The organism is Archangium violaceum, from assembly GCF_016887565.1.
Lineage (GTDB): Bacteria > Myxococcota > Myxococcia > Myxococcales > Myxococcaceae > Archangium > Archangium violaceum_B.
In genome coordinates this window covers 6,398,604-6,412,638 of the sequence record NZ_CP069396.1, presented here as the reverse complement: position 1 = coordinate 6,412,638, position 14,035 = coordinate 6,398,604, and the positions used below count along the sequence as shown (strand labels likewise).

14 protein-coding genes are annotated in these 14,035 nt (G+C 68.1%); 8 read left to right on the top strand and 6 right to left on the bottom strand.

Features of this window, described 5'->3' with window-relative positions; all coding sequences use genetic code 11:
• Positions 1-9: 9 nt before the first annotated feature.
• Genes alc through JRI60_RS25760 form a run of 4 tightly spaced genes read left to right on the top strand, consistent with a single transcriptional unit; the run spans position 10 to position 3,263 of the window.
• Positions 10-1,026, top strand: a complete 1,017-nt coding sequence (alc, locus tag JRI60_RS25775; RefSeq protein ID WP_204228533.1) for an allantoicase — start codon at positions 10-12, stop codon at positions 1,024-1,026.
• Positions 1,023-1,535 carry a 2-oxo-4-hydroxy-4-carboxy-5-ureidoimidazoline decarboxylase gene (uraD, locus tag JRI60_RS25770; protein WP_204228532.1) on the top strand — a complete coding sequence of 171 codons (513 nt, stop codon included), beginning with the start codon at positions 1,023-1,025 and terminating at the stop codon, positions 1,533-1,535. The genes alc and uraD overlap by 4 nt, the downstream gene beginning before the upstream one ends.
• Positions 1,532-1,873 (top strand): hydroxyisourate hydrolase, encoded by a 342-nt coding sequence (gene uraH, locus JRI60_RS25765; RefSeq protein ID WP_204228531.1) that lies wholly within the window; start codon positions 1,532-1,534, stop codon positions 1,871-1,873. The genes uraD and uraH overlap by 4 nt, the downstream gene beginning before the upstream one ends.
• A gap of 16 nt (positions 1,874-1,889) precedes the next feature.
• The gene (locus JRI60_RS25760; protein ID WP_204228530.1) at positions 1,890-3,263 is read left to right on the top strand and encodes a DUF6986 family protein; all 1,374 of its coding nucleotides are present in this window, start codon (positions 1,890-1,892) and stop codon (positions 3,261-3,263) included.
• A gap of 29 nt (positions 3,264-3,292) precedes the next feature.
• Here the strand turns inward: JRI60_RS25760 and JRI60_RS25755 are convergent, their stop codons facing one another.
• From JRI60_RS25755 to JRI60_RS25735, 5 genes are all read right to left on the bottom strand, one after another.
• Positions 3,293-4,300, bottom strand: a complete 1,008-nt coding sequence (locus JRI60_RS25755) for a glutamine amidotransferase-related protein (RefSeq protein WP_204228529.1) — start codon at positions 4,298-4,300, stop codon at positions 3,293-3,295.
• A gap of 91 nt (positions 4,301-4,391) precedes the next feature.
• Positions 4,392-5,606: a nuclear transport factor 2 family protein gene (locus JRI60_RS25750; protein ID WP_204228528.1), complete on the bottom strand. Its 1,215-nt coding sequence runs from the start codon at positions 5,604-5,606 to the stop codon at positions 4,392-4,394.
• An 86-nt stretch (positions 5,607-5,692) separates the two neighbouring features.
• Positions 5,693-6,082 carry a nuclear transport factor 2 family protein gene (locus tag JRI60_RS25745; RefSeq protein WP_204228527.1) on the bottom strand — a complete coding sequence of 130 codons (390 nt, stop codon included), beginning with the start codon at positions 6,080-6,082 and terminating at the stop codon, positions 5,693-5,695.
• 18 nt (positions 6,083-6,100) lie between these two features.
• Positions 6,101-6,502 (bottom strand): nuclear transport factor 2 family protein, encoded by a 402-nt coding sequence (locus JRI60_RS25740; RefSeq protein WP_204228526.1) that lies wholly within the window; start codon positions 6,500-6,502, stop codon positions 6,101-6,103.
• A 68-nt stretch (positions 6,503-6,570) separates the two neighbouring features.
• Complete coding sequence (locus tag JRI60_RS25735; RefSeq protein ID WP_204228525.1) at positions 6,571-7,002, bottom strand: nuclear transport factor 2 family protein; 432 nt, start codon at positions 7,000-7,002, stop codon at positions 6,571-6,573.
• 315 nt (positions 7,003-7,317) lie between these two features.
• Here JRI60_RS25735 and JRI60_RS25730 point away from each other — a divergent pair, with 315 nt between their 5' ends.
• Together JRI60_RS25730 and JRI60_RS25725 are read left to right on the top strand one after the other, a co-directional pair.
• Positions 7,318-8,847 (top strand): catalase, encoded by a 1,530-nt coding sequence (locus tag JRI60_RS25730; protein WP_204228524.1) that lies wholly within the window; start codon positions 7,318-7,320, stop codon positions 8,845-8,847.
• 45 nt (positions 8,848-8,892) lie between these two features.
• Complete coding sequence (locus JRI60_RS25725) at positions 8,893-9,483, top strand: ankyrin repeat domain-containing protein (protein WP_204228523.1); 591 nt, start codon at positions 8,893-8,895, stop codon at positions 9,481-9,483.
• 7 nt (positions 9,484-9,490) lie between these two features.
• Here the strand turns inward: JRI60_RS25725 and JRI60_RS25720 are convergent, their stop codons facing one another.
• Positions 9,491-10,822: a carboxypeptidase-like regulatory domain-containing protein gene (locus JRI60_RS25720; RefSeq protein WP_239470726.1), complete on the bottom strand. Its 1,332-nt coding sequence runs from the start codon at positions 10,820-10,822 to the stop codon at positions 9,491-9,493.
• A 224-nt stretch (positions 10,823-11,046) separates the two neighbouring features.
• On the opposite strand from JRI60_RS25720, the gene JRI60_RS25715 reads away from it, so the two are divergent.
• Together JRI60_RS25715 and JRI60_RS25710 are read left to right on the top strand one after the other, a co-directional pair.
• Positions 11,047-12,282 (top strand): serine hydrolase domain-containing protein, encoded by a 1,236-nt coding sequence (locus JRI60_RS25715; RefSeq protein ID WP_204228522.1) that lies wholly within the window; start codon positions 11,047-11,049, stop codon positions 12,280-12,282.
• Positions 12,283-12,396: 114 nt separating this feature from the next.
• Entirely contained in the window at positions 12,397-14,013 is a 1,617-nt protein-coding gene (locus JRI60_RS25710; protein WP_239470725.1) for a carboxylesterase/lipase family protein, read from the top strand.
• The last annotated feature ends 22 nt before the right edge of the window (positions 14,014-14,035 follow it).

Genomic DNA, 14,035 nt, shown 5'->3' with positions numbered 1-14,035 from the left:
GACCCCAACATGAACACACCCGAGGAAGGCAAGGTGCGCGTCGCCTTCGCCGAGCTCATCGATCTGGCCGCCGAGAAGGTGGGTGGCCGCGCCCTCTACGCCAACGACGAGTTCTTCGCCCCCAAGGAGAACCTGCTCAAACCGGGACGTGGCGTCTTCATCCCGGACAAGTACACGGAGTTCGGCAAGTGGATGGATGGCTGGGAGACGCGCCGCAAGCGCGTGCCGGGCCATGACTGGTGCATCATCCAGCTCGGCCTGCCGGGGGTCATCCGCGGGGTGAACGTGGATACCAACCACTTCATCGGCAACTTCCCCGAGTACGCCTCCGTGGACGGCCTGGAGATTCAGGGCCAGCCCTCGGGCGAGTCCCTGGTGGACGCGGCGTGGACGGAGATCGTCCCGAAGACGAAGCTGGCCGGCGGGACGCAGAACTTCCTCCCCGTCGCGAGCGATCGGCGCTGGACACACCTGCGGCTCCACATCTACCCGGACGGGGGCGTGGCGCGCTTCCGCGTGCACGGGGTGGTGACGCCGGACCTGACGAAGCTGCGCTCCGGGGAGCTGGTGGACCTGGCCGCGGCGGAGAACGGCGGCCTCGTCGTCACCTGCAACGACTCCTTCTTCGGACCCAAGGACAACCTCATCCTCCCCGGCCGCGCCGCCACCATGGGCGAGGGCTGGGAGACGCGCCGCAAGCGTGTACCGGGCTTCGATTGGATCGTCGTGAAGCTGGCCGCGCCCGGCACCGTGCAGCGCGTGGAGGTGGACACCAACCACTTCAAGGGCAACTTCCCGGACATGTGCTCCCTGGAGGGCTGCTCCCTGAAGGAGGACATCCTCGACTTCGCCAACGCGAAGGACATCACGTGGCAGGAGATCCTCCCGCGCACGAAGCTGCAGGCGCACCACCGCCACTTCTTCGAGACAGAGCTGCGCGCCGCGGGGCCCTTCACCCACGTGCGGCTCAACATCTTCCCGGACGGAGGCATCAGCCGGCTCCGGGTTCACGGACGGGCCGCGTGACCCGGCTCGACTGGCTCAACCGCCTGTCCTTCGAGGACGCCCAGGCGGAGTTCCTGCGCTGCTGCGGCTCCCAGCGCTGGGCGGAGGCCATGGCCCGTGCGCGTCCCTTCCAGAACCAGGAGGCCCTGTTCGCGGAGGCCTCCTGGCTCTGGTCCCAGACGGGGCCGGAGGACTGGCGCGAGGCCATGCTGCACCACCCGCGCATCGGTGACGTCTCCAAGCTGCGCGAGAAGTTCAAGGCCACCGGCGCCTGGTCCGAGCAGGAGCAGCGCGGCATGGAGGGCGCTGGCGAGGACGTCATCCAGGCGCTCGCCGAGGGCAACCGCGCGTACGAGGAGCGCTTCGGCTTCATCTTCCTCGTGTGCGCCACGGGGAAGAGCGCCGCGGAGATGCTCGCCCTGCTGCGCGAGCGCATGAACAACGCGCCGGACCAGGAGCTGAAGGTCGCGGCGGACGAGCAGGCGAAGATCACCCGCATCCGGTTGGAGAAGCTCCTCGCGTCCCCATGAGCACCCTGTCCACCCACGTCCTCGACACGCAGTGGGGCCGCCCGGCGGCCGGCGTCCCCATCACCCTGGAGCAGCAGGCCGGTGACGGCTGGAGGGAGCTGGCGCGCGGAACGACCAACTCGGATGGCCGCGTCCGCGACTTCCTGCCCACCGGCACGAAGCTGGAGCCCGGCACCTACCGGATGACGTTCCACACGGCGGAGTACTTCCGCGCGAACGCCGTCCGCGGCTTCTACCCGTATGTCTCGGTGGTGTTCGAGCTCGCCTCGGCGGACGAGCACTACCACGTGCCCCTGCTGCTGAGCCCCTTCGGCTACTCCACCTACCGCGGCAGCTGACGCCCCCTCCCCCTCTATGAAGACGACCCTGACGCCCAAGCGCCTCGCCGCCGCGCGCGCGGCGTTGAAGAAGGCCAACCAGGAGTACGCCCGGACCTTTCCGGGTGAGTCCGCCCGCCGCCAGCCCGTGCACACGGTGTACGGCGGCGCCCAGCTCTTCAAGGCGGAGACGGCCCGGAAGATGGGACAGATGGCCCTGGCCGCGCTGCACGAGTACGCGCCCAATGCCCGGGCGCTCGCCGGGTGCCTGGAGCTGGACGCGGACATCGCCCGGCGCGTCCACGGACGCGTCCTCGCCAAGCTCGAGCGCGAGCCGGTGGAGGACTTCCGCATCGACTTCGAGGACGGCTACGGGCACCGGCCGGCCACGGAGGAGGACGGCCACGCGGTCTCCACCGCCGAGGAGGTGGCCCGGGGCATGGCACAGGGCTCGCTGCCGCCCTTCATCGGCATCCGCATCAAGTCCCTGTCCGAGGAGCTGTTCGACCGGAGCGCGCGCACGCTGGAGCTCTTCGTCGGCACGCTGCTGGAGCGCACGGGCGGCAGGCTGCCGGACGACTTCGTCGTCACGCTGCCGAAGATCACCGTCCCCGAGCAGGTGACGGCGCTGGTGCGCATGCTGGAGCTGCTCGAGAAGGACCGGGGCCTGAAGTCCGGCGCGCTGAAGCTGGAGCTGATGGTGGAGACACCACAGTCCCTCTTCGATCGGGAGGGACGGCTTGCGCTGCCCGCGCTCGTGGCGGCGGCGGAGGGACGCTGCGTCGGAGCGCACCTCGGGGTGTACGACTACACGGCCTCCTTCAACATCACCGCCGCGTACCAGAGCATGACGCACCCGTCGGCCGACTTCGCGCGGGAGATGATGCAGGTGTCCCTGGCGGGCACGGGCGTGGCGCTCTCGGACGGCGCGACGAACGTGATGCCGGTGGGCCCGCACAAGCCGGGCGCGCGCCCGCTGACGGCGGCCCAGAAGAAGGAGAACCGCGAGGTGGTGCACCGCGCGTGGCGGCTGATGCACGGGCATACGCGCCACTCGCTGGAGCGGGCCTTCTACCAGGGGTGGGACTTGCACCCGGCCCAGCTCCCGGTGCGCTACGCGACGGTGTACGCGTTCTTCCTGGAGGGACTGGACGCGGCCTCGCGCCGGCTGAAGGCCTTCATCGACAAGGCGGCCCAGGCGACGCTGCTGGGAGACGTGTTCGACGACGCGGCCACGGGCCAGGGCCTGCTCAACTACTTCCTGCGAGGCCTCGCCTGCGGGGCCCTCACCGAGGAGGAGGCGCGAGCGGCCGGGCTGACGCTGGAGGAGCTGCGCAGCCGCTCGTTCCTGAAGATTCTCGAAGGCCGCCGGAAGACGGACGCCACGGGGAGCACCCGAGCGACCGGGTAGCGCCCTCGGCGCGAGACGAATGCGGGGGGCTACACCGTCAGCGGCTCGGAGGTGAGGGCCTCCGAGCCCGGCGGCACCTCGGCGTCCGGCGAGTCCAGCAGCACCAGCAAGGGGATGGCCGATCCGGTATCCCCGAAGCTGGCCATGCCGCGCACGGTGCCCTCCACGCGCGAGCCGTCGGGCCTCTTGAGCGAGAGCGTCTGCCCCACGCGTACGATGGGCGCGCGCCGCGGGATGCCGGGCGAGAGCAGCACCCCCCGCCCCGCCAGCCGTTGGATGGCCTCCACGGTGAAGAGGTAGCGCTCCCCTCCTCCCGCCCCCACCTGCCTTGCGAAGAAGGTGGCCAGCCGCTCCATCATCAGCATCGCGTGCTGCTGCACGCGCACCACCCGAGGCCCCTCGCGCTTCAGCAGCTCCTCGGTGGTGAGTCCCACACGGGCCACGTCCTCCCCGGAGTCGCGGACCCAACGCTCGAACATCCCCCCATCCACCTCGGGGTGGAACCGCACCCCGTAGGAATTGCCCACGCGGAAGATCTGGTGCGGATAGCGGGCGGTGGAAACCAGCTCCTGCGCTCCGGGGATCGGCTCGATGGTGTCCCCCTGCCAGTGCAGGACGTCGAAGAACTCCTCGAAGCCTGCGAACAGCGGATCCGCCAGCCCTTCAGCCGTCAGCGACACCGGGTGCACTCCCAGCACCGGGCCCTTCTCACCCGTGCGGACGCGAGCACCGGCCGCGGCGGCGAGCAGCCCCGCGCCCAGGCCGATGCCCAGGCTCGGCCGGCCCGCTTCCAACCGGCGAGCCAGCAACCGCCGCTCCTCTTCCAGGAGCGGCGGGGGCTCCTCCTCCTGGAGGCCCAGGGACTTCCCCATCACCACGACCAGATCCGCCTCCGTGTCCTCGGGCTGAGGGGCTCGCGAGCGGATGTCCAGGGAGAAGCCGGAGCGCCGCAACGCGGGTCCGAGCTGCCCCGGACCCGCTTCTTCCCCATGGATCAGGATGACGGCGGTTCGAGGAGACGGGGGAGTCACGTTCATGCCGGGAACATTTGCACGCGCGAGGCGCGATGCACCGTCCGCGTTCTCCGGCAAGGGGGCCCCGGTGCCGTACTCCATCGCCTTGATGACACTACCTGCTGGCGAACACCGGTGCGATGTCCATGAAGATCCGCGCCTCGCAGATCTTGTCGCCCCGGAAGCCGAGGATGTCGCAGCAGGGCAGCGTCACCACCTTGCCGTCCCGGCGGGTGTAGATGACGTCCATGTCGCAGACCACCGAGTCATTCGCCTCCCAGACGCGCTTGATGCGGTGCTCGACGCGCGAGACCGTGTCCATGAGGGCGGCCGAGGACTGCTTGATGCCGCGCGGGCCAAAGACGGGAGGCGAATTGCCGAACTGGTACAGCGCGTCCTCGGTGTAGAAGCTGACGTACTTCTCCACGTCCATCGCCGCGCCGACGTCGAACATCTCCTGCACGAGCGCCGTCAGCCGCCCCGGCTTCGTCTGCACACCCTGCGCCTCGAGCGGCCCGGGGGGGCCGCCGACCCCCGAGGGCCAGACGTAGCTCGTCCCGGCGAGCGCGTTGTACTCGCCCTGGGCCCGGATGAACTCCGTGCGGGCCTTGCGTGTCACCTGGTTGAACTCGAGCTGCTCGCCGTTGGGCCCCTTGCAGTAGAACAACGACCAACCGAAGAAGTCTCCGAACTCGGAGTCGGAGTACCCCTCCACGAAGTAGTCCGGATCGTTCCAGAACTTGTTGGCGTTGTACTTGAGGGCCACCGCCCTCCGCTCGGCCTCCGAATTGACGTGGATGACGCGATTGCACACGACGTTGGTGAGGCCGCGCCGCTGGCACTCCTCCTCCAGGGCCTTCGCGAAGAGGTTGAGGTCCACGTCGTCCCTCACATGGAAGGACAGGTGCGCCGCGTTCGTCGAGGCGACGCTGGAGGGCATCCTGGGGCCCCAGTTCGGCGCGCTGGAATCCAGCTTCGCATCGCGAAAGTGGATGAGCTCGACACAGGTATTGCCAAACGAGACGAACCTCACATCCAGCGACTCCTGGGTGCCATCCCGGATGTTCGGCACGAGCAGCGTCTTCGGATCGACGCCCCGCTCAATCGCCTCGATGTCCTCCTTCTGGAAGAGCGTGTTGTGCAGGACCTCGCCGGTGAACCCATCACCCTTCAGGGCCAGCTTGCCTCCGAGCACCTCCGTGTAGAACTCGATGGCCTTGCTCATGTCATCCACGGTGTAACCGAAGTGCTGCACTCCCTGCAGGCAGTGGGCGAGGCTCCGGTTCCCGTTCGGCTCGATCCTCACGAGGCAGGAAGAGATGTCCTTCATGGTGTGACTCCTCCGCGGTCGATGAATGCTTTGATGAATGGCCTCGCCCGGGGGGACCGCGCGGCCCCCGGGCGGGGCTCTCCGCGTCAGACCCGGATGCCGGTCCTCGACGCATCCGGGTAGACCCGCCACTCCTTGATGAGGTCTCCCTCGAAGCGGTACACGTCGCAGCAGGGGACCACGACGGGCCGCCTGCCCTCCTCCAGGGCCACGTAGTTGGCATCCATCTCCACGATGACGACGTTGCCGATCTCCCAGGTGCCCCGCACGTCGTGGGCGGTGGGCTCGAGCTTCGTGTAGATACCCGCCAGGACGTTCCAACAGGCCTCGGGGCCATGCACGGGATCGGCGGCTCCCACTTTGTAGAGGAGCTCCGGGCTGAAGTACTTGAGGAATGCCTTCCGGTCCTTCTTCATCAGCGCCGCGAGCATCGCCTCGACACGTGCCTGACGCCTTCCCTCGATTGCTTCCGACATGATGATTCCTCCCTCGCGTCAGTCCGCGAAGACTGGGGTGATGTCCATGTAGATACGAAGCTCCCGCACCTTGCCTCCCTGGATGCGGATGGTGTCGCAGCACGGGAGCGTGAAGGCCTTTCCGTCATGCCGCGTGTACGTCACATTCATCTCGCACACGGCGGTGTCAGCACTCACCATCCACAGGTTCTTGATGTGGTGGTCGACCGCTCCGACCTTCGCCAGGAAGCCCTGGGAGCTGTCGATGATTCCGCGCGGGCCATACGCGAGCGGAAAGTTGCTGAATTGATAGAGGGCATCGTCGTGAAAGAATTTGACGAAGTTCTCCACGTGCATCGACTCGCCCGCCAGGAACATCCGACGGATGAGCTCGAACTCTGGCTTCGTGTCTTGCTTCGCATTCGATGCGCTCTCGTCCATGATTCCTCCTCGGATGAGGGTTGAAGTGAAACAGGTACCGGATGGACAGGAGTTGCCAGGAATGTGACTCACCCGGAGGGGGAGCTCGGCGGGACGAAGCTGGGATCGGGCTTGTAGGTGTGACGAGCCAGCTTCCAGCGTCCGTCCACCTTGAGCAGCTCGGAGCGGCAGTTGGCCGTGGCAACCACCTCGGGCTTGCCGACCCTGGGCACGACGAGCATGTAGCTCTCGGCCAGCGCACGATCTCCCCGCACCTCGGTGCGGATATTCGTCACCAGGTGCCGTGTCTGGACATCGTGGCCAGCCATGAACTGGTGGAGTTGCGCCCTGCCCTCGAGGTGGAGGTATCCCGAGTCGAAGACACCCTCCTCCGTCCACAGGGCAACCCAGGCGTCCGCGTCGTGCTCATCCACGGCGACGTAGTAGCGAGACAGGAGCTCATGAATCTCCAGCCGGTCATCGAGCTGGTGGGTGGTGGGTCGTACTTGGGTGTCGTTCATTCCAGTGACTCCTCGCCGTGATGGACTCGGCGCTCTTCTGAGGTGGAAGGGGCGGCCCGCGATGTGATGCGCCCCCAGGCGCTCTCCGCACCGCCAGCAGGCAAGCACCTCGACACACACCGACATATCGGTGCCCCTGTTCACACCGGTATATCGGTACTTTCCTCCACCCATATTTCGGTGTCGGTACCGGAATATCGGTGTATCCGGAGGGCGCCTTGAATCCAAATACCTGATTTCACGAGGAGTGTCCCCCTGGCACACCGCCTGCTCTGGGAGCGACCTGCCTTAACCCCCCACACATCGGAGGCAGTCATGAACCTGAAATCCGTGGTCCTCCTGGCGCTGCTCACGGGTGGTCCAGCCCTGGCCAACCCCCCGCCGCTCACCACCGACTCGGGTGCGCCGGTCGGCTCCAACCAGAACTCGAAGACGGCGGGTCCACGTGGCGGCATCCTGTTGGAGGACTTCCACCTCATCGAGAAGCTCGCGCGCTTCGACCGTGAGCGCATTCCGGAGCGCGTGGTGCACGCGCGAGGCGTGGGGGCCTACGGCTCCTTCGAGAGCTACGGGGACTTCTCGCAGCTCACGCGCGCGTCCATCTTCTCGGCCAAGGGAAAGAAGACGCCGATGTTCGTGCGCTTCTCCACCGTCATCCATCCGCAGGGCTCGCCGGAGACGGTGAGGGATCCGCGCGGCTTCGCGCTCAAGTTCTACACGGATCAGGGCAACTGGGATCTGGTGGGCAACAACCTGCCGGTGTTCTTCATCCGGGACGCCATCAAGTTCCCGGACATGGTGCACTCGCTCAAGCCGTCGCCCGTCACCAACCGCCAGGATCCCAACCGCTTCTTCGACTTCTTCTCCCACGTCCCCGAGTCCACGCACATGCTGACGCAGGTCTACTCGGACCTGGGAATCCCCGCGAACTACCGGCAGATGAATGGCCACGGCGTGCACGCCTTCAAGTTCGTCAACGCCCAGGGCGAGGTGCGCTACGTCAAGTTCAACTGGAAGTCGCTGCAGGGCGTGAAGTCGCTCACGGCCGAGGAGGCCGCGCGCACGCAGGCCGAGGACTTCCAGCACGCCACGCATGACCTGTACACGGCCATCGGCAAGGGGCAGTTCCCGTCGTGGGAGCTGAGCGCGCAGGTGCTCGAGCCGAAGGATCTGGACGCGTTCGCGTTCGATCCGCTGGATGCCACCAAGGTGTGGCCGGAGGACAAGGCGCCCTCCATCAAGCTGGGCAAGTTCACGCTGGACCGGATGCCGGACAACTTCTTCGAGGAGACGGAGCAGGCCGCGTTCTCCCCCGGAGTCCAGCCGCCGGGCATCGAGCCCTCCGAGGATCGGCTGCTGCAGGGCCGGCTGTTCTCCTACGCGGACACGCAGCGCTACCGGGTGGGCGCCAACTACCAGCAGCTGCCCATCAACCGCGCCCGCGCCCAGGTGAACAACAACAACCAGGGCGGCAACATGAACGCCGCCAATACGAAGTCGGACGTCAACTACGAGCCCAGCATCACCCGGGAGAGCGAGGACGTGCCGGCGTACCTGCTGTCCCGCGCGCCCCTGAGCGGGACGACGCAGCAGGCGCCGATCGCCAAGACGGACAACTTCTCGCAGGCGGGCGCCTTCTACGCGGCGTTGTCCCCCGCGGAGAAGGAGCGGTTGGTGAAGAACCTCGCCGCGGACCTGGGTCAGGTGCGTGACGCCCGGGTGAAGGCGCGCATGGTCGGCTTCTTCTTCAGCGCGAACGCGGACTACGGCACGCGCCTGGCCAAGGCGGTGGGCATCAAGGTGGACGACGCCAAGGCCGCCATCGCGCCGCTGGCCGCCCGGTAATCCCTCCCTCCCCTCCCCCTCGAAGTCCTCGCATGGAGTGAATCGATGCTGCGCAAGGTGATGGTGCTCCTGGGTTCGGTGGCGCTGGTGGTGCTGGTGGGCTCGGCGCTGATGGTTGGCTATCTGTTCGTCTGGGATCGCCCGTCCGAGGGGCGCGTGCTCGCGGTGAGCGACGCGGAGCGCTACCTGCTCGCCGCCGCGCGTGAGGGGGATGTGGAGGTGGTCGCGGGCCTGGTGAAGGCCGGAACGCCCGTGAACGTCCAGAATGAGCGGGGCTTCTCCCCGCTCATCCTCGCGGCGTATCACGGGCACACGGAGGTGGCCCGGGTGCTGCTCGCGGCGGGGGCGGACGCCTGCTCCGGTGACTCACGCGGGAACACCGCGCTGATGGGCGCGGCCTTCAAGGGTCACACGGACATCGTCGAGTTGCTCCTCCAGCAACCCTGCGCCGTGGACCAGTCCAACGGCGTGGGCCAGACGGCGCTGATGTTCGCCAGCCTCTTCGGCCGTACGGACGTGGCGGAGCGGCTGCGCCAGCATGGCGCCTCGGCCCAGAAGCGGGACGCCAGCGGGCGCACGGCGGAGGACTGGGCGCGGACCCAGTCCCCCGAGCCGCCCATCACCGCGGGCCGGTGAGCTCAGCTCACGGGTGCGTCTGGAGATAGATGTGTGAGCTGCACGGGTGGTTCCCGGTCGCCACGTCGGCGAAGTCGATCGGGTTGCCGCTCGAGTCCTTCGGGTAGCCCGCCGTGGGGGCCGGCGCGCCCGTGTTGTAGCGCGTGGCCCCGCCCGTGGCCCAGTACACCGGGAAGCCCGCGCTGGGAGCCGGGGTCGAGGTGATGGACAGGTTGCCCGCGCAGTAGGCGGGCGCGCCCGCCGGGAACTCCGCGGACAGATCCAGCGGGGTGTTGCCCCGGAGGTTGTAGAGCACGATGAACGAGGCGCTGGAGCGCACCCCCGCGCTCTTCGACCAGGGCGCCCCGCTCGTGAGCTGCTGCTGGAAGGCCAGCTCGATTCCCGGCTCGGGCGTCGTGCCGGGCGGCGGGTTGTAGCAATCGAGCGGGATGTTGACGAACTCGATGATCGAGCAGGACGGGCTGGTGTGCTCGATGTCGGCGTTCCAGGTCCCCAGACCATCGGCGGGATCGATGGTGCTGTTGCGGATGCCGGTGATCCGGAACGACGTGCCCTGGGTGTTGAACTGGGCGTTCGCGCTCTGCTCGTTCCACAGGCCCGTCGACGGGGTGAACCGCCACATCGCGGTCCGGCAGGTCGCGTTGAGCACGCAGGCGGGCATGGTGCCACCGACGGAGGCGGGTACGGGCAGGCTCACGTTCATGGTCGCTCCGGGGAGCAGCGTGAGCGTGTTGCCCAGGCTGTCCACGGCCGACAGCGTCACCGCTCCCACCGATTCGAGCGCCACCGTCTGTCCCAGCGAGTTGCGGGCGGTGAAGTCACCGGGCATCGTGGCCGGGTCGTGCGGCGCGATGGAGAACACCACCGTGCCCTTCGCGGGTGTACCCGTGGCGGTGCCGAGGCTGTTCGGGAGCACCTCCACGCGGATGCCGGAGACCGTGTCCACGATCTGGTTGCTGACCGCGGGGTTGATCTGGCGGATGTAGGCCCTCCCGAGCACATGCACTTGATTGAGCTCACCGGAGATCTTGAACTGATTGACCGGCCCGTAGCCGTCCTTGCGGATGTCGATCCGGTAGCCCGCCGTCGCGCCCTCCACCGAGACGGAATACGCGCCAGCGCTGTTGGTGAAGAGGACGATGCCATTCACCGTCACGCGCGCGTTCGGGACCGGCCTGCGGTTGGAGTCCAGGACCGTGCCCGAGAAGACCGCCGACAGCGCGGAGGATTCGACCTGGAGCTCCTCGGGGGCGTCGGGCACACGGCCACTCTCGCCACAGCCGAGGCCGAGCAGCGCCGGAAGGAGTAGAAGTGCGGAGCGCCTCATCATCTTCATCATCGTCGTTCTCCGGGGTAGAGGGAGACGGACAGGGCTGCACGGCGCGTACCAGCACGGACGCGATCGCCCCCTGCCCTCTCCTCGGAGTAGCGGAGCACATCGCCCCCAACGAACCTGTCGCCAGCGGGACCACAATGCGAGCGCGCGTACGTGGCTCGCGCGGCAACGAGAGGGCCTCCTCTTGTCTTGCCGTCGGATCAGCGTCCCGGTAGGACAGTCGATGCATGGCGGACTTCGGCATCGACGTCGACCCGGGTGAGGTCGGACTGGATACACAGCGGCTGCGGCGCATCGACACGCATTTCCGGCGGTACGTCGATGACGGGCGGCTCGCGGGCTGGCAGGTGATGGTGTCGCGCCGCGGCAAGGTGGCGCACCTGACGTCGTACGGGCTCGCCGATCGGGAGGCGGGCCGCGCGGTCGGGACGGACACCGTCTGGCGCATCTACTCCATGACGAAGCCCATCACTTCGGTCGCGGCGATGATGCTGTGGGAGGAAGGCGCGTTCGAGCTGTCGGATCCCGTCAGCCGGTGGCTGCCCGAGTTCGCCGCGCCGCGCGTCTACGTGGGAGGGCCGGCGAGCAAGCCGGTCACCGTGCCCGCGACGGAGCCCGTCCGCGTGTGGCACCTGCTGACGCACACCGCGGGGCTGACGTACGGCTTCCACCGGGTGCACGTCACCGACGAGCTCTACCGGCTCCGCGGCTTCGAGTTCGACGCGCCGGAGGGCTTCGACCTGGCCGCGGCCGTCCGCGCCTGGGCGGAGCTTCCGCTCACGTTCCAACCCGGCGCGGAGTGGAACTATTCGGTGGCGACGGACGTGCTTGGCCGGCTCGTCGAGGTCGTGTCCGGACAGTCACTCGATGCGTTCTTCGCCGAGCGCATCTTCGGCCCGCTGGGGATGAGGGACACCGGGTTCTGGTGCCCCGAGGATCAGCAGGGCCGCCTGGCCGCGCTGTACGCGATGGCTCCCGGGCAGCCCCTGCCGGTGCGAGCCGAGGCGACCGGCAAGCGCGTGACGAAGCCTCCGTCCTGGCTGTCGGGCGGCGGCGGGCTGGTGTCGACGACGCGCGACTACACGCGCTTCACCTGGATGCTCCAGAACGGCGGCGAGCTCGACGGCGCGCGGCTGCTCTCCCCGCGCACGGTCCGCTACATGACCCGGAACCACCTGCCCCGGGGTGAGGATCTCGCGACCTTCGGCCGGCCGCTGTTCGCCGAGACGCGGTTCGACGGAGTCGGGTTCGGGCTCGGCTTCGGCGTGGTCATCGACCCGGTGGCCTACCGCTCGCCGACGAGCGTGGGTGAGTACCACTGGGGCGGCATGGCGAGCACCGCCTTCTGGGTCGACCCGGCCGAGCAGCTGAGCGTCGTGTTCATGACACAACTGCTCCCCTCGAGCGCCTACCCGCTCCGCTCGCAGCTGCGCCAGCTCGTCTATCAGGCGCTGGTCGACTGACGGGACCCCTCTTCCACTTCCTGGCGGATCGCGGCCTGCCCTCTTGATATGGCTCGCCGCCAGGAGGAACGAAAGATGAGTCCTGTTCGCCCGTTCGTTGTACGTCCCCCGTCCATGCTCGTTGGCCTTCTCGCGCTGATCCTGGCGAGCGGCTGTGCCCACAAACCGCTGGTGAGCGAGAACAAGGGCCGCGAGTTGCCGGACCAGGGTCCGGTGATCGCGGACACCGCCCAGGGTCAGGTTCGCGGCTCCAACCGCGACGGCATCCACACCTTCAAGGGGATTCCGTACGGCGGACCCACCTCGGGAAAGAACCGCTTCATGCCGCCGACGAAGCCCGAGTCGTGGAGCGGCGTTCGCGATGCGCTCGAGTACGGCCCTCGCTGCGCCCAGCGCAGTGCCATCGGTTCGGCGGTGGATCGAAAGGTCGTGGCGGCGATCATCGCTCCCGACACCCAGGCCATGAGCGAGGACTGCCTGTTCCTCAACGTCTGGTCCCCGGGCGCGGGAGACGGCCGGAAGCGGCCGGTCATGGTCTGGCTGCACGGGGGTGGCTTCGTGGAGGGCTCCGGCTCCTCCGCCCTCTATGACGGGACCGCGCTCGCCCGGCGCGGCGACGTCGTGGTCATCACGCTCAATCACCGGCTCGGGGCGCTCGGCTACCTGTACACGGGCAGCGGCGCCAACGAGTCCTCGGGCAATGCCGGCATGCTCGACATCGTCGCGGCGCTCCAGTGGGTGCGTGACAACATCGCCGCCTTCGGAGGGGACCCCGGCAACGTCACCATTTTCGGCGAGTCAGGCGGAGGCATGAAGGTGACCCTGATGCTCGCGCTGCCCGCGGCCCAGGGGCTGTTCCACAAGGCCATCAGCCAGAGCGGCGCCCTGGTGCGCGCGTTGAAGCCGGAGCAGTCGGCCGCGATCACCGGCGAGCTGGTGACCGAGCTCGGGGTGAAGCCTGGAGACCTCGAGGCACTCCAGAACGTGCCCCTGGAGAAGTTGCTGGATGCCCAGGGCGTGGTGCTGAAGAAGGAGCGCTCGGGAGGGTTCACCTTCAACTCGCCGTTCACCCCCGTGGCGGATGGGACCGTCCTGCCCCGGGATCCGTTCGACCCGGAGGCCCCCGCCGTCTCGGCGGACGTGCCGCTGTTGATCGGCTCCAACAGGGACGAGATGACGCTGTTCCTCTACGGGAAGCTGGGGCCCATGACCGATGGAATGGCGCGCATGGGCCTGGGGCGGCTCGCTGGCGACGCGAAGGATCCGGTCTTCGACCACTACCGCAAGCGCATGCCCGACGCCTCGGGCGCGGAGCTGATCATCTCCGCGGGCAGTGACATGTTCCGGGCGCCGTCGCTGCTGGTCGCCGATCGCAAGGTGGCCCAGGGCAAGGCCCCCGTCTACGTGTACCTGTTCACCTGGGAGACGCCGGTCCTCGAGGGCAAGCTCAAGTCCGCCCACGCGGTGGAGATCCCCTTCGTGTTCGACAACACCGACCTGGTCCCCGGCCTCACCGGAAAGGATCCCGAGCGCTTCAAGCTGGCCGAGCAGATGAGCACGACGTGGGCGACCTTCGCGCGCACCGGGAACCCGAATCACCCGGGTCTGCCCGAGTGGTCGGCCTACACCCCCGACCAGCGCGCCACGCTGATCTTCAATCTCCCCGTCAGCGTCGAGAACGATCCGCGGAGCGAGGAGCGCCAGCTCTGGCAGGGCATCCTCACGAAGTGAGCACGGCGCCCGCGGGGCACTC